Origin of the sequence: Enterobacter quasiroggenkampii, assembly GCF_043972695.1 — a bacterium.
Taxonomy (GTDB): Bacteria; Pseudomonadota; Gammaproteobacteria; order Enterobacterales; family Enterobacteriaceae; genus Enterobacter; species Enterobacter quasiroggenkampii.
Map to the genome: position 1 here is coordinate 2,122,247 of NZ_CP143745.1, position 23,951 is coordinate 2,146,197.

The following is a 23,951-nucleotide window of genomic DNA, read 5'->3' on the forward strand; positions in this document are numbered from 1 at the left end:
CGGGCTGGCATTTTGACTGCGGGATGTACACAATAAAACAGAGAGCTATGCAACCGTCTCTGCTTCAATGGGGACGATAAGGCTTGCATGATTGCCTTTTGGTCCCTGGTGGACATCGAACCGGACGGACTGCCCGGCTTTGAGCGTTCTGTAACCATCCATCTGAATGGTGGAATAGTGAGCGAAGATATCCTCGCCGCCGCCTTCGGGGCAGATGAAGCCAAACCCTTTGGCGTTGTTGAACCACTTAACAGTACCCATTTCCATGCTTCGACATCCTTCGTAAATCTTATAAGTTAAGATGGAATGAACCGGTGGTGGAGTGGGGGCTGTTCAAAACCTCGCCATCTCACGCTTGTACAATTTAGAGAAACGAAAGAAGTCGTCAAGCGTTTGGCGCTGGAGATGGGACAATAATCAACCAAAGTTTGAAGCAGTTAACGCTATTGCAACAGTTTGTGACAGACATCGCGGATGACAGTAATAGATGATTGTTATCTAACATCTGAGGTAGATTCAAAGTGGTTATGCAAAATGGGTAAGACCAACGACTGGCTGGATTTTGACCAGCTGGCGGAAGACAAAGTGCGTGACGCGCTAAAACCGCCATCTATGTATAAAGTTATGTTAATGAACGATGATTACACGCCGATGGAATTTGTTATTGACGTGCTACAAAAGTTCTTTTCTTATGATGTAGAACGTGCAACGCAACTGATGCTTACCGTTCATTATCGTGGCAAAGCTATCTGCGGCATCTTCACTGCCGAAGTGGCGGAAACCAAAGTGGCGATGGTGAACGACTATGCGAGGGAGAACGAGCATCCGTTGCTGTGTACGCTGGAAAAGGCCTGATAAGGCATAAAATTGGGGGAGGTGCCTATGCTCAATCAAGAACTGGAACTCAGTTTAAACATGGCTTTCGCCAGAGCGCGTGAGCACCGACATGAGTTTATGACCGTCGAGCATTTACTGCTCGCACTGCTTAGCAACCCATCTGCCCGCGAAGCGCTGGAAGCCTGCTCCGTGGATCTGGTGGCGCTACGTCAGGAACTCGAAGCCTTCATCGAACAAACCACACCGGTGCTGCCAGCCAGTGAAGAGGAGCGCGACACGCAGCCGACGCTCAGCTTCCAGCGTGTGCTGCAGCGCGCGGTATTCCACGTCCAGTCTTCCGGACGTAGCGAAGTGACTGGCGCAAACGTCTTAGTCGCCATCTTCAGCGAGCAGGAGTCACAGGCTGCCTATCTGCTGCGCAAACACGAAGTCAGCCGCCTCGATGTGGTTAACTTTATCTCTCACGGAACGCGCAAAGACGAGCCTAACCAGGCATCGGATTCCAGCAATCAGGTCAATAACAATGAAGAGCAAGCAGGCGGGGAGGATCGTATGGAAAACTTCACCACCAACCTTAATCAGCTTGCTCGCGTTGGCGGTATCGACCCGCTGATTGGTCGCGATAAAGAGCTGGAGCGCGCGATCCAGGTGCTGTGCCGTCGCCGCAAGAACAACCCGCTGCTGGTGGGGGAATCTGGCGTGGGTAAAACCGCGATTGCCGAAGGGCTTGCCTGGCGCATTGTGCAGGGCGACGTGCCGGAAGTGATTGCCGACTGCACCATCTACTCGCTGGATATCGGCTCGCTGCTGGCGGGCACGAAATACCGCGGTGATTTTGAAAAACGCTTCAAGGCGCTGTTAAAACAGCTGGAGCAGGACACCAACAGCATCCTGTTTATCGATGAGATTCACACCATCATCGGCGCGGGTGCGGCTTCCGGCGGCCAGGTGGATGCGGCTAACCTGATCAAACCGCTGCTCTCCAGCGGCAAGATCCGCGTGATTGGCTCCACCACCTACCAGGAGTTCAGCAACATCTTTGAGAAAGACCGTGCGCTGGCGCGCCGCTTCCAGAAAATCGACGTGACCGAACCGTCCGTCGAGGAAACGGTGCAGATCATCAACGGCCTGAAGCCGAAGTACGAAGCGCACCACGACGTGCGTTATACCGCGAAAGCGGTGCGTGCGGCGGTGGAGCTGGCGGTGAAATACATCAACGACCGTCATCTGCCGGATAAGGCGATTGACGTGATTGATGAGGCAGGGGCACGTGCGCGTCTTATGCCGGCCAGCAAGCGTAAGAAAACCGTTAACGTGGCGGATATTGAGTCCGTGGTGGCCCGCATCGCGCGTATCCCTGAGAAAAGCGTCTCTCAGAGCGACCGCGACACGCTGCGCACCCTCGGCAATCGCCTGAAAATGCTGGTCTTTGGTCAGGATAAAGCCATTGAGGCCTTAACCGAAGCGATCAAGATGGCCCGTGCCGGGCTGGGGCATGAGCACAAGCCTGTCGGTTCCTTCCTGTTTGCCGGCCCGACCGGCGTGGGGAAAACCGAGGTAACGGTTCAGCTCTCCAAAGCGCTGGGCATCGAGCTGCTGCGCTTTGATATGTCCGAGTATATGGAGCGTCACACCGTCAGCCGTTTGATCGGTGCGCCTCCGGGATACGTGGGCTTTGACCAGGGCGGCCTGCTCACCGACGCGGTGATCAAGCATCCGCACGCGGTACTGCTGCTCGATGAAATCGAGAAAGCGCACCCGGACGTGTTCAACATCCTGCTGCAGGTGATGGACAACGGGACGCTGACCGACAACAACGGGCGCAAAGCGGACTTCCGTAACGTGGTGCTGGTGATGACCACCAACGCCGGGGTACGTGAAACCGAGCGTAAATCTATCGGCCTGATCCACCAGGATAACAGCACCGATGCGATGGAGGAGATCAAGAAGATCTTCACGCCGGAGTTCCGTAACCGTCTGGACAACATCATCTGGTTCGATCACCTGTCTACCGAGGTGATCCATCAGGTCGTGGACAAGTTCATCGTCGAGCTGCAGGTTCAGCTGGATCAGAAAGGCGTGTCGCTGGAAGTAAGCCAGGAGGCGCGCAACTGGCTGGCCGAGAAAGGCTACGACCGTGCGATGGGCGCCCGTCCGATGGCGCGTGTGATTCAGGACAACCTGAAGAAACCGCTGGCGAACGAGCTGCTGTTTGGCTCGCTGGTGGACGGCGGCCAGGTGACCGTGGCGCTGGACCAGGCGAAGAACGAACTGACGTACGATTTCCAGAGTGCGGCGAAGCACAAGCCGGAAGCGGCTCATTGATTTCTTACGTAGGTCTTAAAAACCGGGCAATAGCCCGGTTTTTTTATGTCTGCTTTTCTCCCTCTCCCTGTGGGAGAGGGTTGGGGTGAGGGCAACAGACCGCAGAGGAATTTTGCGAGGCGCTTTCCAGTTTCGTACGATGTTGGTTGCTGGATAAATCCACAGTAATAAAATGGCGGCGCACCTGCAAAATCAGGTGCCGGGATTGGCGTCCTGAAAGTGTGTGAGCAGCAGTAATGCTGCAGGCTTCGTTCGCCCTCAGGAAAAGGGTATAATTCTGCATCTGGCGGGCGAATCGGAAGCTTCTATTGAAGCGCCAGTAGCACACACACTGGTACGCCAATTCCTTTTCGTCCGCCGCCAGCAAATTGGCGTTTACTGCGGTGGTAAATTCAAAGTGTGTGAAGGAATTACCCAATGAATACAGAAAACAATTTCGCCCATTTATACAGCGAACTCTCCCTCAATCCCGATCTTCCTACCTTGGCCGAGCGCTGCAACCTGCTCACCGAAATCCTGCTGGATTGCAAATCACTCCCACAAACGCAGCCCGTATGTCTTTGCCTCGCGGCTTATCTGGAAGAGGTAAAATCCGGCCTCACAGAATCCATGCGTGATTTTCAGATAGTGGAATTTGAGGATGAATCGGAACAACCGCGACAAAAGGAGTGGCTGCTAGAAGATACAGAAACAAAGTGTGATTACTGCCGGGCGTTGAATCATGTGTTGCTGGTATCGCATTTTGACCGCGATATGCTGCCGCACCTGACGGGATTACTCCATGACATGGCTCATTCTATGGCGGGGGATTTAATCGCTCCTGCACAACCGTGGATGACAATACTTCTTCCGACGCAGCAACACTAACGCCACAAATAAAAAAGGCCGGGATTAACCCGACCTTTTAAATATTCATCTGCCATTACAGGCGAAAACAATTAGCGACTACGGAAGACAATGCGGCCTTTGCTCAGGTCGTACGGGGTCAGTTCAACAGTCACTTTGTCGCCCGTCAAAATGCGGATGTAGTTTTTGCGCATTTTACCGGAGATGTGCGCAGTTACCACGTGACCGTTTTCCAGCTCTACGCGAAACATGGTATTAGGCAACGTATCAAGTACGGTACCCTGCATTTCAATATTGTCTTCTTTGGCCATCTAATCCTCTGGGGTATCACTACCAAGTTTTGAACCGGCAAGATAATGCCGAAATTCATCAATTAAGTAAAGAATTGCGCGATTAAAACGCAGCAAAACAGTTTCGGCGCATTGCCCAAGCGTCACGGTACAACCGAACAGGAAGCGCATTCGTAAAGGGGAGACAACAGGATAAACGTCAGGACGTTATCTGAAGCGAGGGTCCCAAACGGCGGCGGGGCAACAGGCAGAAGCTACTCTGCGGCATAATTATAACACCCTCACAAAAAATATGCGGAAAACATTTAGGCATTGGGCATAAAGAGCGTTCTCGGTATCCAGAAGTCGCGGGGGAGCTTCTCCTGACGACTGGCATCCAGATGCTCGATGTACTGGCGTCTCGGGATCTCAACGGCGCCGAGAGAAGCCGTGTGCTCGTTGAGCACCTGACAATCGATCAGGCGTCCACCGCGCTGGGCAAACGCCTGGCTGAAGACCAGCAGCGCCGTTTTCGAGGCATTCACCGCGCGGGAGAACATCGACTCACCGCAAAACAGCGTCCCCTGCGCCACGCCATACATGCCGCCGACGAGGGCTCCACCGTCCCAAACCTCGATGGAGTGAGCGTAGCCAAGTTCATGAAGCTGGTGGTAGGCGGTAATGATATCGCGGGTTATCCATGTTCCCTCAAAGCGGTCTTCGGCACAGCCTTCAATGACCTGTCCAAAGGCGTGGTTCAGGGTGACGCGGTAGGGGGATTTCGCATGGAAACGCTTCATGCTGCGGCTCAGGTGAAACTGCTCTGGCCACAGCACGGCACGCGGATCGGGAGACCACCATAAAATGGGGTCGCCGGGAGAAAACCAGGGGAAGATTCCGCGCTGGTACGCCATCAATAACCGCGCAGGGCTGAGGTCACCGCCAAGGGCCAGCAGCCCATTGGGCTCACGCAGCGCCCCTTCCGGAGAAGGGAACGCGATATTATGACGAGAAAGCTGGACCAGGCGCATGACAGCAAAACTCCAGTACGCGAGTGAGGACGCTACAAATATAGTCTACAGACGCTGTTTAAACTGGTAGTAGCGACCCTGTTTCGCCAACAGCTCTGCGTGACTACCTTGCTCAATAATGTGTCCGTTGTCCATCACAATTATCCGATCAAAACTCGCCAGTCCACGCAGGCGGTGCGTGACCATCAGGACGGTTTTACCGGTCATGACATTGGCCAGCAAATCAAGGATTTGGCTCTCGGTCGTGGCATCCAGCCCTTCGGTGGGCTCGTCAAGCAGCATCAGCGGCGCATCGTGCAGCAGCGCGCGCGCAATCGCCAGGCGGCGCAGTTCACCGCCGGAGAGTTGACGGCCGCCTTCGCCCAGCCAGCTGTTCAATCCCTCGTCCTCAAGCAGCTTATGCAGACCGACCTGTTCCAGCATGGCGCGAAGCGCATCATCCGTGGCCTCTGGGGCTGCCAGCAGCAGGTTATCGCGCAGGGTGGCGCTGAACAGATGCACGCGCTGCGGAACGACGCTGACCGTTTTGCGCAGAGCCTGCTCGCTGAAATCAGTCAGCGACGTGTTATTAAAACGAATCTGGCCGCGCTGCGGATCCCAGGCGCGGGTCAGCAGCTGCAGCAGCGTCGATTTACCGCAGCCGGTACGGCCGAGGATCGCAATCCGCTGACCGGCATTAACAGAAAGGGTAATACCGTCCAGCGCGTTCTGCGCCTGTTTGTCGTAGGCGAAAGTGACATCTTCCAGCGTCAGCGCAACCTGCTCAGGTACAGCTGTCTGCCCGGCACTGAACGTGACTTCAGGTTTCTGCTCGGCAATCTGCGTGATGCGCAGGGCAGAAGCGATGACCTGCCCCAGATGCTGGAAGGCGCCCGTCACCGGGGCCAGCGCTTCAAACGCGGCCAGCGCACAGAAGACGAAAAGGGCAATAAGCGGACCCGGCTGTGTATTTCCCCCGATATCGCCGGATGCCAGCCACAGCATGGCTATCACCGCCACGCCGCCGATCAGCATCATCAGCGCCTGAGAGAAGGCCGTCAGTTCCGACTGGCGGCGCTGAGCCTCATGCCAGTTCAGCTCCGTGCTTTCCATCCGCGCGCGGTAGCGCTTGCTGGCACCAAAAATGGTCAGCTCCGCCTGCCCCTGAAGCCAGGCGGTCAGCTGCTGACGGTAGTCCCCGCGCAGGCGCGTCAGGTTCTCCCCGGTGGATTTCCCGGCGCGGTAAAACAGCGGCGGCAGAATGATAAGCGTCAGCAGCATGATCCCACCCAGCGTCAGCGCAACGGGGACATCCAGAACAGACAGCCCCAGCGTGACCACCACAATCACCACAAACGCGCCCACGATTGGGGAAATCACCCGCAGGTAAAGGTGATCCAGCGTGTCGACATCCGCCACCACGCGGTTAAGCAATTCGCCCTGACGAAAACGCGCCAGCCCGGCAGGGGAGAGGGGCAGCAGTTTGCTAAAGGTATAGATACGCAGGTGCTGCAGCACGCGAAAAGTGGCGTCGTGGCTGACCAGCCGTTCGAAATAGCGTCCGGCAGTACGGGTGATGGCGGTACCGCGAACCCCGGCAGCCGGAAGCATGTAGTTGAAGCTGTATAAACCGGCGAACCCCGCGACGGCCGAGGCCGACAGGAACCAGCCGGAAAGCGTGAGCAGGCCGATGCTGGCGAGCAGCGTGACAATAGCCAGCACAATACCCAGCGTCAGCATCCATTTGTGGCGTTTATAGAGCGCCAGGTAAGGTAGCAGAGCGCGCATCAGATATCCTCCTGACGGTTCGCCAGCAGGGTAGCAAAAGGCCCCTGGGCGGCAACGAGAGAGGCGTAATCGCCTTGCTCAACAATACGGCCGTTTTCCATGACCCAGATCTGGTCCCAGTCGGCAATCCCTTCCAGCTGGTGGGTGACCATCAGTGTGGTTTGCTGCAGGGAGGCGGCGTTAAGCGCTTCCATTACGCGCTGCTCGCTGTGTGCGTCAAGGCTGGCAGCAGGCTCGTCCAGCAGCATCAACTGGCATGGGTTGAGCAGCGCGCGGGCAACGGCTACACGCTGCGCCTGCCCGACCGACAGCCCGGCGGACTGGTCGCCGACAACGGTATCCACCCCTTGCGGCAGCAGCGGCAGAAACTCGCTGACCCAGGCACGGTCGAGAACCGATTGCAGTTCATCTTCTCGCGCGTCCGGGCGCGCCAGAAGCACATTTTCGCGCAGCGTAGATGCCGGGAGCTGGGGATTTTGGCCTACCCAGCTGAGCTGTTTACGCCAGGCGTCAGGGTCGAGGTTGCGCAGTTCGGTTTTGTTGATACGCAGTGAACCGGTGTAGGCCATAAAACCGGACAACGCGTTCAGCAGAGAACTTTTCCCGGAACCGCTGATGCCGACAAGGACCACGCGTTGTCCGGCAGGTAAGGTAAAGTTCAGCGGACCGGCGAGCACTTTGCCTTCGGGCGACAGAATGGAAAAGTCCTGCGCTTCAATGGTCACCGGATCTTTCGCATTCAGCGTCACGTCACCGCGCTCCGGGTGGGCCAGCGGCGTTTCCAGGAACGTTTTAAGGCTATCGGCGGCGCCAACCGCCTGAGCTTTGGCGTGATAGAAAGTTCCCAGATCGCGAAGCGGCTGGAAAAATTCCGGCGCCAGGATCAGCGCCAGGAAACCGGCGGAAAGGGTCACCGCCGTGCCGTAATGGCCGAAATCCAGCGCACCGAGGTAGGAGAAGCCGAAGTAGACCGCCACAAGGGCAATCGACAGCGAGGTGAAGAATTCCAGAACGCCTGAAGACAGGAAGGCGAGGCGTAGTACTTCCATGGTGCGCTGACGGAAGTCCTGTGACGCCAGGCGAATATTTTCGGTTTCCGCTTCACCGCGGCCAAAAATGCGCAATGTCTCCATACCACGCAGACGATCGAGGAAATGACCGCTTAAGCGACCCAGTGCGAGGAAGTTACGGCGGTTAGCATCCGCAGCCCCCATCCCGACCAGCGCCATAAACAGCGGGATCAGCGGGGCGGTGCCCATCAGAATCAGCGCCGCCATCCAGTTCACCGGGAAGATGGCGATCACGATCAGCAGCGGAACGAAGACGGCAAGGGCCATCTGCGGCAGATAGCGCGCGTAGTAGTCATGCATATCGTCAATCTGCTCAAGGATCAGCGTCGCCCAGCTACCGGCCGGTTTACCCTGGATCCACGCGGGCCCGGCTTCCTGAAGCCTGTCGAGCACCTGACGGCGGATCTCGTAGCGGATGTGCTGTCCGGCGTGAAAACCGACACGCTCACGCAGCCACACCACCCAGGCGCGCAGGATAAAAATCAGGATCAGGACAATAAAGGGCAGCAGGAGCGCTTCGCGTGGAATGTTCTCCATGATCATGTGATTAAGAATGCGGGCCAGCAGCCATGCCTGGGCAACAATCAACAGACCGCTGACGAAACCCAAAAGACGGGAAATCATAAGCCAGCGGCGGGAAAGAACGCTTTGCTGTTTCAGCCAGCGTGTTAACTCTTGTTGACGGGTTTTTTCCATTGCGTACTTTGCAGGTGACGTTATTAGAAGTTGGGCAGCGCAATGTTACAACGGGGAGACAATAAAGGCGACTTATCGCCGCCTTTATTTACGTTTGTTACTGACTTGTAAAGATTATTTACCTTGTTCAGCCAGTCCATCGAGGTAGCGTTCAGCGTCCAGCGCGGCCATACAGCCGGTGCCCGCAGAGGTGATCGCCTGACGATAAATATGGTCCATCACGTCGCCAGCCGCGAATACGCCCGGGATGCTGGTTTGAGTCGCATTACCGTGAATGCCGGACTGCACTTTGATGTAGCCGTTTTCCAGCTCAAGCTGACCGTCGAAGATCGCGGTGTTCGGGCTGTGACCGATCGCCACAAACAGACCCGCCACTTCCAGCGTTTCGACGTTATCGGTGTTCTGGGTATCACGGATACGCAGACCGGCAACGCCCATCTGGTCTCCCGTCACCTCTTCCAGGGTACGGTTGGTGTGCAGCACGATGTTGCCGCTCGCCACTTTGTCCATCAGACGTTTGATCAGGATCTTCTCCGCGCGGAAGGTCTCGCGGCGGTGGATCAGGTGTACTTCAGAGGCAATGTTCGCCAGATACAGCGCTTCTTCCACAGCGGTGTTGCCGCCGCCGATGACCGCGACCTTCTGATTGCGATAGAAGAAACCGTCGCAGGTGGCGCAGGCAGAAACCCCGCGGCCTTTAAACGCTTCTTCGGACGGCAGACCGAGATAGCGGGCAGAGGCACCGGTTGCAATGATCAGCGCGTCACAGGTGTATTCACCGCTGTCACCCGTCAGGCGGAACGGACGGTTCTGCAGGTCGACCTTATTGATGTGATCGAACAGAATTTCGGTTTCGAATTTAGCGGCATGCTCGTGCATACGCTCCATCAGCAGCGGCCCGGTCAGGTCGTTCGGGTCGCCTGGCCAGTTTTCCACTTCGGTGGTGGTGGTCAGCTGACCGCCTTTTTCCATGCCGGTGATTAATACCGGGTGCAGGTTAGCGCGTGCAGCATAGACCGCCGCGGTATATCCCGCAGGTCCAGAACCAAGGATTAGCAGCTTACTGTGTTTGGCCGTGCCCATGAGATCCCCATTGTTGTTGGCAGACATTTGGCTGGATTGTAGGGAATTTGTTGCCGTAAAAAAAGAGCGCAGCAATTTTGATATCAATCTGTGTAATAGCCATGGACGATGAATCGCGCGCGATAACATCACGCTTTCTCCAGAAAAGCGGTCGTTTGTAAGGCAATAAAATGAGGATTAATACCCTGCCGCAATGAATATCCGGCATGTTGTACTAAAAAACGATGTTTTGCTTTGACAATCCCCTGCGCTTTTGCGAAAACATTCAAGGAAGAAAAAAAACCGCGTTAACCGTATGCCGCATAGGCATGCACGTAAATGCCATTTTTACCGGGTCAGTGAAATCTACGCATGGCGTGGACAGACGCCATACGTGATGTCGGTGACTGCCTTCGGGCAACGGTCTTCTTACCAACAGAACCCGAATCCGCATCGCGTCTATTACATAATCAGGCGATGTGATGACTAACGGGTACAGGCTCTGAACAGTGATGTGCACAGGGTCCAGGCAGGAGTAGGGAAGGAATACAGAGAGACAATAATAATGGTAGATAGCAAGAAGCGCCCTGGCAAAGATCTCGACCGTATCGATCGTAACATTCTTAATGAATTGCAAAAGGATGGGCGTATTTCCAACGTCGAGCTTTCAAAACGTGTGGGACTTTCCCCGACGCCGTGCCTTGAGCGTGTGCGCCGACTGGAAAGACAGGGTTTTATTCAGGGCTATACGGCTCTGCTGAACCCGCATTATCTGGATGCCTCACTTCTGGTATTTGTTGAGATTACTCTGAATCGTGGTGCGCCGGATGTGTTTGAGCAATTTAACGCCGCTGTACAAAAACTTGAAGAAATTCAAGAGTGTCATCTGGTGTCCGGTGATTTCGACTACCTGTTGAAAACCCGTGTGCCTGATATGTCCGCCTACCGTAAGCTGCTGGGGGAAACCCTGTTGCGTCTGCCGGGCGTGAACGACACCCGTACATACGTGGTGATGGAAGAGGTCAAACAGAGCAATCGTCTGGTTATTAAGACGCGCTAACACGGAACAGGTGCAAAATCAGCGTAGTTTGATTACACTCCTGTTAATCCATACAGCAACAGTGCCGGGGAGTCCCGGCGCTGTTGTCCGTTTTAGCAAACAGGCAGGATATGCCTGATACCTGGAGAGCCTTTCTTGAGCCAGGAATACACTGAAGACAAAGAAGTCACACTATCGAAGCTAAGCAGCGGACGTCGTCTCCTCGAGGCTTTGCTGATTGTTATTGCCCTTTTTGCCGTCTGGCTGATGGCAGCCTTACTCAGTTTCAACCCCTCGGATCCCAGCTGGTCACAAACTGCATGGCATGAGCCTATCCATAATTTAGGCGGTGTCCCCGGTGCCTGGCTTGCGGACACGCTGTTCTTCATTTTCGGTGTGATGGCCTACACCCTTCCCGTCATTATCATTGGCGGATGCTGGTTTGCGTGGCGTCATCGTCAGAACGATGATTACATCGACTATTTCGCCGTCTCGCTGCGCCTGATTGGCGCGCTGGCGCTGATCCTCACCTCTTGCGGGCTGGCGGCGATTAACGCCGATGATATCTGGTACTTCGCCTCTGGCGGGGTGATCGGCAGCTTATTAAGTTCTGCGCTCCAGCCGATGCTGCACAGCAGCGGCGGCACGCTGGCGCTGCTGTGCATCTGGGCCGCCGGGCTGACGCTGTTTACCGGCTGGTCCTGGGTGAGCATTGCCGAGAAAATTGGCAGCTTTATCCTCACCATTCTGACTTTTGCCAGCAATCGTACCCGCCGTGACGATACGTGGGTGGATGAAGACGAATACGAAGATGAAGAGGAAGATGACGCGCCTGTGCAGCGTCGCGAGTCTCGTCGTGCCCGAATTCTGCGCGGCGCGCTGGCGCGTCGCCAGCGTGTGGCCGAGAAATTTGCCAACCCACTGGGCCGTAAAACCGATGCGGCGCTCTTCTCCGGTAAACGCATGGATGAAGACGAGCAGGTGGCGTATCGCGCTGCGGGTGTCGCCGTCGATCCTGACGATGTGCTCTTCTCCGGCAGCCGGGCCACTCCCGGGGACTTTGACGAATACGACCCGCTGTTAAACGGCCACTCGGTCACCGAACCGGTAGCAGCCGCGGCCGCTGCGACGACTGCAGCCCAGGCTTATGCCGCGCCTGTCGACGCCGTGATGCCATCCGCGCCTGTCCCGCCACCGGAATCCGTTATTCAGCAGCCTCAGGTTGAGTGGCAGACTGCGCCGGGTGTTCACACGCCAGAGCCCGTCATTGCGCCTGAACCTGAAAGCTACATCCCCATGCAGCAGGAACAGTGGCAGCAGCCTTATCAGCCGCCGCAGCCTGAGTATGAACCGCAGCAATATCAGCAGCCAGCGGCTCAATCGTATCAGGAATATGTGCCTGAACCGGTTGAACCTGTGCAGCCTTACGTTGCACCGCAGCCTGAACCTGAGCCTGAAATCGTGGAAGAGGTGAAGCCTGCCCGTCCACCGCTGTACTATTTTGAAGAAGTCGAGGAGCGCCGTGCGCGTGAACGCGAACAACTGGCCGCCTGGTATCAGCCTGTGCCTGAACCGGTGCAGGAGCCGGTTACGAAAGCGCCTTCTGTTTCTGTGCCACCTGTCGACCCGACGCCTGCTGTTGCACCCGTAGCGGAAAGCGTGAAGCAGGCTACCGCGGCGGCGACCGTGGCTGCCCCCGTCTTTAGCCTGGCAACCGGGGGGGCACCTCGTCCTCAGGTGAAAGAGGGGATTGGTCCGCAGTTGCCTCGCCCTAACCGCGTCCGCGTGCCCACCCGCCGTGAGCTTGCTTCTTATGGCATCAAGCTGCCTTCCCAGCGTATGGCTGAAGAAAAAGCCCGCGAGTCTGAGTACGACGATGATACTGATGAAATGCAGCAGGACGAGCTGGCCCGCCAGTTCGCTGCGCAGCAGAATCAGCGCTACGGTGAAGAGTATCAGCACGATGAACCGGCGCTGGAAGACGACGATGACGCCGCAGAAGCGGAACTGGCGCGTCAGTTTGCCGCCACCCAGCAGCAGCGCTATTCCGGTGAACAACCGGCTGGTGCAAATCCGTTCTCGCTGTCGGACTTTGAATTCTCGCCGATGAAAGATCTGGTGGATGATGGCCCAAGCGAGCCTTTATTTACCCCGAGCGTGATGCCGGAAGCTGAGCCTGTGCGCCAGTCACCGGCACCACAGGCCTATGCGCAGCCGCAACAGCCCGTTCAGCAGCCGTATACACAGCCGCAGCAGCCACCACAGCCACCACAGTTCCAGCAGCCTGCGCCTCAGCCTCAGGAGAGCCTGATTCACCCGCTGCTGATGCGTAACGGTGACAGCCGTCCGCTGCAGCGTCCAAGCACGCCGCTGCCGTCTCTGGATCTGTTAACGCCGCCGCCGTCAGAAGTAGAACCGGTTGATACCTTCGCGCTGGAGCAGATGGCGCGTCTGGTGGAGGCCCGTCTGGCTGACTTCCGTATCAAGGCGGATGTGGTGAACTACTCACCGGGTCCTGTGATCACCCGTTTTGAACTGAACCTGGCGCCGGGCGTAAAAGCCGCGCGTATTTCCAACCTCTCCCGCGACCTGGCGCGTTCGCTATCGACCGTGGCGGTGCGCGTGGTGGAAGTGATACCGGGTAAACCTTACGTTGGTCTTGAGCTGCCGAACAAAAAACGTCAGACCGTCTACCTGCGTGAAGTGCTGGATAACACCAAGTTCCGCGATAACCCCTCCCCGCTGACCGTGGTGCTGGGTAAAGATATCGCTGGCGATCCGGTGGTGGCAGACCTCGCAAAAATGCCTCACCTGCTGGTCGCGGGTACTACCGGTTCCGGTAAGTCCGTCGGTGTGAACGCCATGATCCTCAGCATGCTCTATAAAGCGCAGCCGGAAGATGTGCGTTTCATCATGATTGACCCGAAAATGCTCGAACTGTCGGTCTATGAAGGTATTCCTCATCTGCTGACCGAAGTGGTCACCGACATGAAAGACGCCGCCAACGCTCTGCGCTGGAGCGTGAATGAGATGGAGCGTCGCTACAAGCTGATGTCTGCGTTGGGCGTACGTAACCTGGCCGGTTATAACGAGAAAATCGCCGAAGCGGCACGTATGGGACGTCCGATTCCGGATCCGTACTGGAAGCCGGGTGACAGCATGGATGCCCAGCATCCGGTGCTGGAAAAACTGCCTTATATCGTGGTGCTGGTCGATGAATTCGCTGACCTGATGATGACCGTCGGTAAGAAAGTGGAAGAGCTGATTGCCCGCCTGGCGCAGAAAGCGCGTGCGGCCGGTATTCACCTTGTGCTGGCGACTCAGCGTCCTTCCGTGGACGTCATCACCGGTCTGATTAAAGCGAACATTCCGACGCGTATCGCCTTTACCGTATCCAGTAAAATTGACTCGCGTACTATTCTTGACCAGGGCGGTGCAGAATCGCTGCTGGGTATGGGTGACATGCTCTATTCCGGTCCGAACTCTACCTCTCCTGTGCGTGTTCACGGCGCGTTCGTGCGCGACCAGGAAGTGCACGCGGTTGTGCAGGACTGGAAAGCGCGCGGTCGTCCGCAATACGTCGATGGCATCACCAGCGACACGGAAAGCGAAGGCGGCGGCGGTGGCTTTGACGGCGGTGAAGAGCTGGATCCGTTATTCGATCAGGCGGTTAACTTCGTTACCGAAAAACGTAAAGCATCTATCTCCGGCGTACAGCGTCAGTTCCGCATCGGCTATAACCGCGCTGCGCGCATCATCGAGCAGATGGAAGCGCAGGGCATTGTGAGCGAGCAGGGGCATAACGGTAACCGCGAGGTGCTTGCACCGCCACCGTTTGATTAACCTTCCGCAATTGCAAAGAAGGGTAAATCAGCCAAAATTAAGCATTTTCTTCTGTCGCCTGCCTTCGGGCAGGTCCAGAATAGAAGACGGAAACCCCCTATCGGGAAGACGTATTTTAAGGAATAACAATGAAAAAAATCGCCATCGCCTGTGCATTACTCACCAGTTTTGTCGCCAGCAGCGTCTGGGCTGATGCAGCCAGCGACCTTAAAAGCCGACTGGATAAAGTAAGCAGCTTCCACGCCAGCTTCACGCAAAAAGTGACGGACGGCAGCGGCAACGCGGTGCAGGAAGGTCAGGGAGATTTGTGGGTTAAACGCCCCAATCTGTTTAACTGGCACATGACCCAGCCGGATGAGAGCATTCTGGTCTCTGACGGTAAAACCTTATGGTTCTTCAACCCGTTCGTTGAGCAGGCCACGGCGACCTGGCTGAAGGATGCGACCAGCAATACGCCGTTTATGCTGATTGCCCGTAACCAGGCCAGCGACTGGCAGCAGTACAATATTAAACAGACAGGTGACGAATTTGTCCTGACCCCGAAAGGCAGCAACGGCAACCTGAAGCAGTTCACCATCAATGTCAGCACCAACGGTACCATTAATCAGTTCGGCGCGGTTGAGCAGGACGATCAGCGCAGCAGCTATCAGCTCAAGTCTCAGCAGAACGGCGCCGTTGATGCATCGAAATTCACCTTTACCCCGCCGAAGGGCGTAACGGTGGACGACCAACGCAATAAGTAAGAGGCGTGAGTGGGCAATCTGTCGCTCGATTTTTCAGATAACGCGTTTCAACCTCTGGCCGCACGTATGCGGCCAGAAAATTTAGCGCAGTACATCGGCCAGCAGCACCTGCTGGCTGCCGGTAAGCCCTTGCCGCGCGCCATTGAGGCGGGGCATTTGCACTCCATGATCCTTTGGGGGCCACCCGGCACCGGTAAAACGACCCTCGCTGAAGTGATTGCCCGCTATGCCAACGCAGACGTCGAACGTATCTCGGCGGTGACGTCCGGCGTGAAAGAGATCCGCGAAGCGATCGAGCGTGCGCGGCAGAACCGCAATGCCGGGCGGCGCACTATTCTCTTTGTAGACGAAGTCCACCGCTTCAACAAGAGCCAGCAGGATGCCTTCCTGCCGCATATTGAAGACGGCACGATCTTCTTCATCGGCGCGACCACCGAAAACCCGTCGTTTGAGCTGAACTCGGCGCTGCTTTCCCGCGCGCGCGTTTACCTGCTCAAGTCGCTGACGACCGAGGATATCGAAAAGGTTCTTACTCAGGCGATGGACGACAAATCGCGCGGCTACGGGGGACAGGATATCGTTCTGCCTGACGAGACGCGTCGTGCGATTGCGGAACTGGTTAACGGCGATGCGCGTCGGGCGCTGAACACGCTGGAGATGATGGCCGATATGGCCGAAGTCGACGATGCCGGCAAGCGGGTGCTGAAGCCGGAACTGCTCACCGAAATTGCCGGGGAACGCAGTGCGCGGTTCGATAATAAAGGTGACCGTTTTTACGATCTCATTTCGGCCCTGCATAAGTCCGTGCGCGGCAGCGCGCCGGATGCGGCACTGTACTGGTACGCGCGTATTATCACTGCGGGCGGCGATCCGTTATACGTCGCGCGCCGCTGTCTGGCGATTGCCTCAGAAGATGTCGGCAATGCCGATCCTCGCGCCATGCAGGTCGCGCTATCGGCCTGGGATTGTTTCACCCGGGTTGGACCTGCGGAAGGCGAGCGTGCCATTGCGCAGGCGATTGTCTATCTGGCCTGTGCGCCGAAAAGCAATGCCGTTTATACCGCGTTTAAGGCCGCGATGTCTGACGCACGCGAACGCCCGGACTACGATGTACCGGTTCATCTGCGTAATGCGCCGACCAAACTGATGAAAGAGATGGGGTATGGGCAGGAGTACCGCTACGCTCATGATGAACCCAATGCCTACGCCGCCGGGGAGGAATATTTCCCGCAGGAGATGGCACAAACGCGCTATTATCACCCCACAAACAGAGGTCTTGAAGGCAAGATTGGTGAAAAGCTCACCTGGCTCGCCGGACAGGATCAAAATAGCCCTATAAAACGCTACCGTTAGTTCAGTCGTTGCGGTAATGTTGGCAATTGTATCCTTGTGACCGCAGGCTGTGGTCACATTTCCTATTTTAATTCGATAAGCACAGGATAAGCATGCTCGATCCCAATCTGCTGCGTAATGAGCCAGACGCAGTCGCTGAAAAACTGGCACGCCGGGGCTTTAAGCTGGATGTAGATAAGCTGCGCGCTCTTGAAGAGCGTCGTAAAGTTCTGCAGGTACAAACTGAAAATCTGCAGGCAGAGCGTAACTCTCGATCGAAATCCATCGGCCAGGCGAAAGCGCGCGGGGAAGATATTGAGCCATTACGCCTGGAAGTGAACAAGCTGGGTGAAGAACTGGATCAGGCGAAAGCGGAGCTGGATGTTCTTCAGGCCGAAATTCGTGATATTGCCCTGGCTATCCCGAATATTCCTGACGACAGCGTGCCTGTCGGCAAAGATGAAAACGACAACGTTGAAGTGAAACGCTGGGGTACGCCTCGTGAGTTTGACTTCGAGGTGCGCGATCACGTGACGCTGGGCGAAATGCACGCGGGCCTGGATTTTGCGGCAGCGGTTAAGCTGACCGGTTCTCGCTTCGTGGTGATGAAAGGCCAGATTGCCCATCTGCACCGCGCGCTGGCGCAGTTCATGCTGGATCTGCACACCGAGCAGCATGGCTACAGCGAAACCTACGTGCCGTATCTGGTCAACCACGATACGCTGTACGGTACGGGCCAGCTGCCGAAATTTGCCGGCGATCTGTTCCATACCCGTCCGCTGGACGAAGAAGCAGACAGCAGCAACTACGCGCTGATCCCAACCGCGGAAGTGCCGCTGACTAACCTCGTGCGTGATGAGATCATCGACGAAGACGATCTGCCAATCAAACTGACGGCGCACTCTCCGTGCTTCCGTTCTGAAGCCGGTTCTTACGGTCGCGACACGCGCGGTCTGATCCGTATGCACCAGTTCGACAAGGTTGAGATGGTGCAGATCGTCCGTCCTGAAGAGTCCATGGACGCGCTGGAAGAGATGACCGGCCACGCGGAGAAAGTGCTGGAGCTGCTGGGTCTGCCATACCGTCGTATGGCGCTGTGCACCGGTGATATGGGCTTTGGCGCCTGCAAAACCTTCGATCTGGAAGTGTGGGTGCCTGCGCAGAACACCTACCGTGAAATCTCCTCCTGCTCTAACGTCTGGGATTTCCAGGCGCGCCGCATGCAGGCACGCTGCCGCAGCAAATCTGACAAGAAAACCCGTCTGGTGCATACCCTGAACGGTTCTGGTCTGGCTGTGGGCCGTACCTTGGTTGCCGTGCTGGAAAACTACCAGCAGGCAGACGGTCGTATCGAGATCCCTGAAGTGCTGCGTCCATACATGAAAGGCCTGCAGTACATCGGTTAATATTTGCCTTAAAACAAAAAAGCGCCTCAGGGCGCTTTTTTTATGCCTTTGATTTGATACGACGCAATAACCCCTCCCTCTAAAGTAGTAATACTCCTCCGAATGAAAGTCAGCATAAAACGCTGATAACGAAAAAATTCGTTATATATAAAACTACATAGCGGTTTGCGCCGCCTCTCTTTTCTTTGTGAGCAACCAAAGTGAGTCTCTATGAAAATCAACGCGCCTGAAGCATTAATGGCTGCCGAGGTCACTCGCCGTGGGTTGATGAAAACCACGGCCATAGGCGGCCTGGCCGTAGCCAGCAGTGCCTTCTCGCTCCCCTTTACCCGTCTGGCGTCGGCGGCAGAGGCTCTGTCTCCGGCCACTTCGCCGGAAAAAGTGGTGTGGAGTGCCTGTACCGTCAACTGCGGTAGCCGTTGTCCGCTGCGTATGCATGTGGTGGACGGTGAAATTAAATATGTCGAAACCGACAATACTGGTGACGATAACTACGAAGGGTTACATCAGGTCCGTGCCTGCCTGCGTGGTCGTTCCATGCGTCGTCGCGTCTATAATCCGGACCGCCTGAAATACCCGATGAAGCGCGTCGGTAAGCGTGGGGAAGGGAAATTCGAGCGGATTAGCTGGGACGAAGCCTACGATATCATCGCCACCAACATGCAGCGTTTGATTAAAGAGTACGGTAACGAATCTATCTACCTGAACTACGGTACCGGGACGCTTGGCGGCACGCTGACCCGCTCCTGGCCACCGGGAAAAACGCTGGTGGCGCGCCTGATGAACTGCTGCGGCGGTTATCTCAATCACTATGGCGACTACTCCTCTGCGCAGATCGCGGCAGGACTGAACTACACCTACGGCGGCTGGGCTGACGGCAACAGCCCGTCCGATATCGAAAACAGTAAGCTGGTCGTGCTGTTCGGTAACAACCCGGGTGAAACCCGCATGAGCGGTGGCGGGGTGACCTACTACCTCGAACAGGCACGCGCCAAATCCAATGCCCGCATGATCATCATCGATCCGCGCTATACCGACACCGGTGCCGGACGTGAAGACGAGTGGATCCCAATCCGTCCGGGTACCGATGCCGCGCTGGTCTCCGCGCTCGCGTGGGTGATGATCACCGAAAACCTTGTTGATCAGCCTTTCCTGGATAAATACTGCGTCGGCTATGACGAGAAAACGCTGCCCGCCAGCGCGCCGGCAAACGGTCACTACAAAGCGTATATTCTCGGACAGGGCAGCGACGGCGTGGCGAAAACGCCGGAGTGGGCCTCCACCATCACCGGCATCCCGGCAGAGCGTATCGTTCAGCTGGCGCGTGAGATTGGCTCAGCTAAACCGGCCTATATCAGCCAGGGCTGGGGTCCGCAGCGTCATGCGAACGGCGAAATCGCGACCCGTGCCATCTCCATGCTCTCCATTCTGACCGGCAACGTCGGCATTCACGGCGGTAACACCGGCGCGCGTGAAGGTTCATATGAAGTGCCCTTCGAACGTATGCCGACGCTGGATAACCCGGTTCAGACCAGCATCTCCATGTTTATGTGGACCGATGCGATTGAACGCGGCCCGGAAATGACCGCTCTGCGCGATGGCGTGCGCGGCAAGGATAAGCTGGACGTGCCGATCAAGATGATCTGGAACTATGCCGGTAACTGTCTCATCAACCAGCACTCTGAAATCAACCGCACCCATGAAATCCTGCAGGACGACAAGAAGTGTGAGATGATTGTGGTGATCGACTGCCACATGACCTCCTCGGCAAAATATGCCGATATCTTGCTGCCGGACTGCACCGCCTCTGAGCAGATGGATTTCGCGCTGGACGCCTCCTGCGGCAACATGTCCTACGTGATCTTTACCGACCAGGTGATTAAACCGCGCTTTGAGTGCAAAACCATTTATGAGATGACCTCTGAGCTGGCGAAACGTCTTGGCGTTGAGCAGCAGTTTACCGAGGGACGTACTCAGGAAGGGTGGATGCGCCATCTGCATGAACTCTCCCGTAAGGCGATTCCTGACCTGCCGGACTTTGATACCTTCCGCAAGCAGGGGATGTACAAACAGCGCGATCCGGAAGGGCACCACGTGGCGTACAAAGCGTTCCGTGAAGATCCGCAGGCGAACCCGCTGACCACGCCGTCGGGCAAAATCGAAATCTACTCCGAAGCGCTGGCAAACATTGCGTCAACCTGGGAGCTGCCGGAAGGGGACGTCATCGATCCACTGCCGATCTACACGCCGGGCTTTGAAAACTATAACGATCCGCTGACGGCGAAATTCCCGCTGCAGCTGACCGGCTTCCACTATAAAGCGCGTGTTCACTCTACCTACGGTAACGTCGACGTGCTGAAGGCCGCCTGCCGCCAGGAGATGTGGATCAACCCGATGGACGCGAAAGCGCGCGGCATCAGCAATGGCGATCGCGTGCGTATCTTCAACGGTCGCGGCGAGGTGCATATTGAAGCCAAAGTCACCCCACGCATGATGCCCGGCGTGGTGGCGTTAGGGGAAGGGGCCTGGTACAGCCCGGATGCCAACCGCATCGACCAGGCGGGCAGTATTAACGTACTGACCACACAGCGTCCGTCGCCGCTGGCGAAGGGTAACCCATCCCACACAAACCTTGTCCAGGTTGAAAAGGTTTAAGGAGTAACCGATGACAACTCAGTATGGATTTTTTATTGATTCCAGCCGTTGTACCGGGTGCAAAACCTGCGAGCTGGCCTGCAAAGATTACAAAGACCTGACGCCGGACGTGAGCTTCCGTCGCATCTATGAATACGCCGGGGGCGACTGGCAGGAAGATAACGGCGTCTGGCATCAGAACGTCTTTGCGTATTACCTGTCGATTGCCTGTAACCACTGTGAAGATCCTGCCTGCACGAAGGTTTGTCCGAGCGGAGCGATGCACAAGCGCGAAGATGGCTTTGTGGTGGTGGATGAAGATGTCTGCATTGGCTGTCGCTACTGCCATATGGCCTGTCCGTACGGCGCACCGCAGTATAATGCCGCTAAAGGCCACATGACCAAATGCGATGGTTGCCACACCCGCGTAGCGGATGGCAAAAAGCCGATTTGCGTCGAGTCCTGTCCGCTGCGCGCGCTGGACTTCGGCCCGATTGAAGAGCTGCGTCAGAAACACGGTCAGCTCGCCGCCGTGGCACCGCTGCCGTCTGCGCACTTCACGAAGCCAAGTATTGTGATTAAACCTAACGCCAACAGCCGTCCTACAGGTGACACCACCGGCTACCTGGCAAACCCGAAGGAGGTGTGAGATGGGAAGTGGATGGCATGAATGGCCGCTGATGATCTTCACGGTCTTTGGTCAGTGCGTGGCGGGCGGCTTCATTGTTCTCGCGCTGGCGTTGTTGAAAGGTCAGCTCAATGCTGAACAGCAGCAGCGTTTAGTGTTGAGCATGTTTGGCCTGTGGGTGCTAATGGGGATTGGCTTTATCGCCTCAACGCTGCACCTGGGCTCGCCGATGCGCGCGTTTAACTCTCTGAACCGCGTGGGGGCCTCATCACTGAGTAACGAGATTGCCAGTGGCGCAATTTTCTTTGCCGTCGGTGGGCTAGGCTGGCTGCTGGCCGCTATGAAGAAGTTGCCTGCGGGTTTGCGCAGCCTGTGGCTGATCCTGACCATGGTGCTGGGCGTGGTGTTCGTGTGGATGATGGTGCGTGTCTATAACACCATTGATACCGTCCCCACCTGGTACAGCGTCTGGACGCCAATGAGTTTCTTCCTGACGATGTTTATCGGCGGGCCGCTGTTGGGCTACCTGCTGCTGCGCGTGGCGGGTGTCGACGGATGGGCTATGCGTTTGCTGCCCGCTGTTTCGCTTCTGGCGCTGGTAGTGAGTGCGATGGTCGCTCTGATGCAGGGTTCTGAACTGGCAACCATTCACAGCTCTATCCAGCAGGCCTCTGCCCTGGTGCCGGACTACGGTGCGCTGATGGCCTGGCGTATCGTCCTGCTGGTTGCTGCGCTGGTATTCTGGATTGCTCCTCAGCTCAAAGGCTATCAGCCTGCGCTGCCACTGTTGTCACTGGCTTTTGTGCTGGTACTGGCGGGTGAACTGATTGGTCGCGGCGTGTTCTACGGGTTGCATATGACTGTAGGTATGGCTATCGCCAGTTAACGTTGTATTTGGTTATACCAAGCCGGGCCTGAGTGCCCGGCTTTTTCTTTTTTCGATCATGAAATTTTTCGACTGTCGTTTTGTTTTAATTTTGCCCATTAATAAATGAAAACAGAGACATAATTAATATCTATAGCAGGCGTGGCATTAGCAGGATAAGTTTTTTAAATCGACAGGGAACATATTGTGCGAGGCGGCTAAATCAGTGGATTGACTTTGTTTTTGCCAGTGGCATGATGCGCACGAAATCTGAACTTCCTCACGGCTTTTTAATCCATGACCACCTATACCCGGCCAGTGCTGCTGTTGCTCTGTGGCCTGCTTCTGTTGACCCTGGCGATCGCAGTGTTAAATACGCTCGTCCCGCTGTGGCTCGCCCATGAAAACTTACCGACCTGGCAGGTGGGTATGGTCAGCTCATCCTTTTTTACCGGGAACCTGCTGGGTACGCTGGTGACCGGGAGCCTGATCAAGCGCTTTGGCTTTAACCGTAGCTATTATCTGGCTTCGCTGATTTTCGCTGCCGGGTGTGCGGGGTTGGGCCTGATGGTCGGCTTCTGGAGCTGGATGGCATGGCGCTTTATCGCCGGTGTCGGCTGCGCGATGATTTGGGTGGTCGTTGAAAGTGCGCTGATGTGCAGCGGCACCTCCCGCAACCGCGGTCGCCTGCTGGCTGCCTACATGATGGTTTACTATGTCGGCACCGTGCTGGGACAACTGATGGTGAGCAAGCTGCCAACTGACCTGATGAGCGTTCTGCCGTGGGTAACGGGCATGGTGCTGGCCGCGATCCTGCCGCTGCTCTTTACGCGCATTGTGAACCAGAACAGCGAACACCAGGAAGCAACCCACGTCTGGCCAATGCTGAGACTGCGTCAGGCGCGTCTGGGCGTTAACGGCTGCATTATCTCGGGGATTGTCCTCGGCTCGCTCTATGGCCTGATGCCACTCTATCTTAACCATCAGGGCGTCAGCGACTCCGGAATTGGCTTCTGGATGGCGGTGATGGTGAGTGCGGGTATTGTGGGACAATGGCCAATTGGCCGCCTGGCGGACCGCTTTGGACGTCTGCTGGTGCTGCGCGTTCAGGTCTTCGTGGTGATCATGGGCTGTCTTGCTATGCTCAGCAACGCCGCGATGGCGCCTGCGCTGTTCATTCTCGGGGCTGCTGGCTTTACGCTCTATCCCGTCGCGATGGCCTGGGCCTGTGAGAAAGTTGAGCATCACCAGCTGGTGGCAATGAACCAGGCGCTGTTACTGAGCTATACCATCGGCAGCCTGTTAGGGCCGACGTTTACCGCGATGCTGATGCAGAATTACTCCGACAATTTGCTGTTTATCATGATCGCCAGCGTGTCGTTTATTTATCTGTTAATGCTGCTGCGTAAAGCGGGCGAACATCCAACGCCGGTGGCACATGCCTGATGAATTAAAAGCCTGTCGATGACGGGCTTTTTTGTCCCCATCACAACTCAGAGTTTTACTTATTGTTTGTTTATTGCGCCGGACGATAATTCAGGTGAGTCCTACCACAATA

General features: G+C 56.3%; 18 protein-coding genes. 12 read left to right on the forward strand and 6 right to left on the reverse strand.

Features of this window, described 5'->3' with window-relative positions:
• Positions 1–45: 45 nt before the first annotated feature.
• A complete protein-coding gene (cspD, locus tag V1572_RS10120) occupies positions 46–267 on the reverse strand; it encodes a cold shock-like protein CspD (RefSeq protein WP_008499993.1) in 222 nt (73 codons plus the stop codon).
• 267 nt (positions 268–534) lie between these two features.
• On the opposite strand from cspD, the gene clpS reads away from it, so the two are divergent.
• From clpS to V1572_RS10135, 3 genes are all read left to right on the forward strand, one after another.
• Positions 535–855: an ATP-dependent Clp protease adapter ClpS gene (gene clpS, locus V1572_RS10125; protein ID WP_006174393.1), complete on the forward strand. Its 321-nt coding sequence runs from the start codon at positions 535–537 to the stop codon at positions 853–855.
• 27 nt (positions 856–882) lie between these two features.
• The gene (gene clpA, locus V1572_RS10130; protein WP_014831269.1) at positions 883–3,162 is read left to right on the forward strand and encodes an ATP-dependent Clp protease ATP-binding subunit ClpA; all 2,280 of its coding nucleotides are present in this window, start codon (positions 883–885) and stop codon (positions 3,160–3,162) included.
• A 417-nt stretch (positions 3,163–3,579) separates the two neighbouring features.
• The gene (locus V1572_RS10135) at positions 3,580–4,029 is read left to right on the forward strand and encodes a hypothetical protein (RefSeq protein ID WP_032674456.1); all 450 of its coding nucleotides are present in this window, start codon (positions 3,580–3,582) and stop codon (positions 4,027–4,029) included.
• 71 nt (positions 4,030–4,100) lie between these two features.
• Here V1572_RS10135 and infA read toward each other — a convergent pair whose 3' ends face one another.
• The 5 genes from infA to trxB all read right to left on the reverse strand — a co-directional run bounded on the left by infA (position 4,101) and on the right by trxB (position 9,924).
• The gene (gene infA, locus V1572_RS10140) at positions 4,101–4,319 is read right to left on the reverse strand and encodes a translation initiation factor IF-1 (RefSeq protein WP_002211347.1); all 219 of its coding nucleotides are present in this window, start codon (positions 4,317–4,319) and stop codon (positions 4,101–4,103) included.
• 284 nt (positions 4,320–4,603) lie between these two features.
• On the reverse strand, positions 4,604–5,308 hold the full coding sequence (gene aat / locus V1572_RS10145; protein WP_045908398.1) for a leucyl/phenylalanyl-tRNA--protein transferase: 705 nt from the start codon (positions 5,306–5,308) through the stop codon (positions 4,604–4,606).
• 45 nt (positions 5,309–5,353) lie between these two features.
• On the reverse strand, positions 5,354–7,075 hold the full coding sequence (gene cydC, locus V1572_RS10150) for a heme ABC transporter ATP-binding protein/permease CydC (protein WP_262820475.1): 1,722 nt from the start codon (positions 7,073–7,075) through the stop codon (positions 5,354–5,356).
• Positions 7,075–8,841, reverse strand: coding sequence for a heme ABC transporter permease/ATP-binding protein CydD (gene cydD / locus V1572_RS10155; RefSeq protein ID WP_395299929.1), 1,767 nt, complete (start codon positions 8,839–8,841; stop codon positions 7,075–7,077). Before cydD ends, cydC begins: the two co-directional genes overlap by 1 nt.
• A 114-nt stretch (positions 8,842–8,955) precedes the next feature.
• The gene (gene trxB / locus V1572_RS10160; protein ID WP_032638969.1) at positions 8,956–9,924 is read right to left on the reverse strand and encodes a thioredoxin-disulfide reductase; all 969 of its coding nucleotides are present in this window, start codon (positions 9,922–9,924) and stop codon (positions 8,956–8,958) included.
• Between the two features lie 544 nt (positions 9,925–10,468).
• On the opposite strand from trxB, the gene lrp reads away from it, so the two are divergent.
• The 9 genes from lrp (at position 10,469) to V1572_RS10205 (ending at position 23,839) form a co-directional block, all read left to right on the forward strand.
• Positions 10,469–10,963: a leucine-responsive transcriptional regulator Lrp gene (gene lrp / locus V1572_RS10165; RefSeq protein ID WP_000228469.1), complete on the forward strand. Its 495-nt coding sequence runs from the start codon at positions 10,469–10,471 to the stop codon at positions 10,961–10,963.
• 135 nt (positions 10,964–11,098) lie between these two features.
• Positions 11,099–14,785 carry a DNA translocase FtsK 4TM domain-containing protein gene (locus V1572_RS10170; RefSeq protein WP_395299930.1) on the forward strand — a complete coding sequence of 1,229 codons (3,687 nt, stop codon included), beginning with the start codon at positions 11,099–11,101 and terminating at the stop codon, positions 14,783–14,785.
• Between the two features lie 128 nt (positions 14,786–14,913).
• The gene (gene lolA / locus V1572_RS10175; RefSeq protein ID WP_024907806.1) at positions 14,914–15,528 is read left to right on the forward strand and encodes an outer membrane lipoprotein chaperone LolA; all 615 of its coding nucleotides are present in this window, start codon (positions 14,914–14,916) and stop codon (positions 15,526–15,528) included.
• Positions 15,529–15,537: 9 nt separating this feature from the next.
• The gene (gene rarA / locus V1572_RS10180) at positions 15,538–16,881 is read left to right on the forward strand and encodes a replication-associated recombination protein RarA (protein WP_008499984.1); all 1,344 of its coding nucleotides are present in this window, start codon (positions 15,538–15,540) and stop codon (positions 16,879–16,881) included.
• A gap of 92 nt (positions 16,882–16,973) precedes the next feature.
• On the forward strand, positions 16,974–18,266 hold the full coding sequence (serS, locus tag V1572_RS10185) for a serine--tRNA ligase (RefSeq protein WP_045908394.1): 1,293 nt from the start codon (positions 16,974–16,976) through the stop codon (positions 18,264–18,266).
• A gap of 210 nt (positions 18,267–18,476) precedes the next feature.
• On the forward strand, positions 18,477–20,921 hold the full coding sequence (gene dmsA, locus V1572_RS10190; RefSeq protein ID WP_395299931.1) for a dimethylsulfoxide reductase subunit A: 2,445 nt from the start codon (positions 18,477–18,479) through the stop codon (positions 20,919–20,921).
• Between the two features lie 10 nt (positions 20,922–20,931).
• Positions 20,932–21,549 (forward strand): DMSO/selenate family reductase complex B subunit, encoded by a 618-nt coding sequence (locus V1572_RS10195; RefSeq protein WP_021240882.1) that lies wholly within the window; start codon positions 20,932–20,934, stop codon positions 21,547–21,549.
• A 1-nt stretch (position 21,550) separates the two neighbouring features.
• The gene (locus tag V1572_RS10200) at positions 21,551–22,414 is read left to right on the forward strand and encodes a dimethyl sulfoxide reductase anchor subunit family protein (protein WP_048027192.1); all 864 of its coding nucleotides are present in this window, start codon (positions 21,551–21,553) and stop codon (positions 22,412–22,414) included.
• Between the two features lie 276 nt (positions 22,415–22,690).
• On the forward strand, positions 22,691–23,839 hold the full coding sequence (locus V1572_RS10205; RefSeq protein WP_008499979.1) for an MFS transporter: 1,149 nt from the start codon (positions 22,691–22,693) through the stop codon (positions 23,837–23,839).
• Positions 23,840–23,951: the final 112 nt, after the last annotated feature.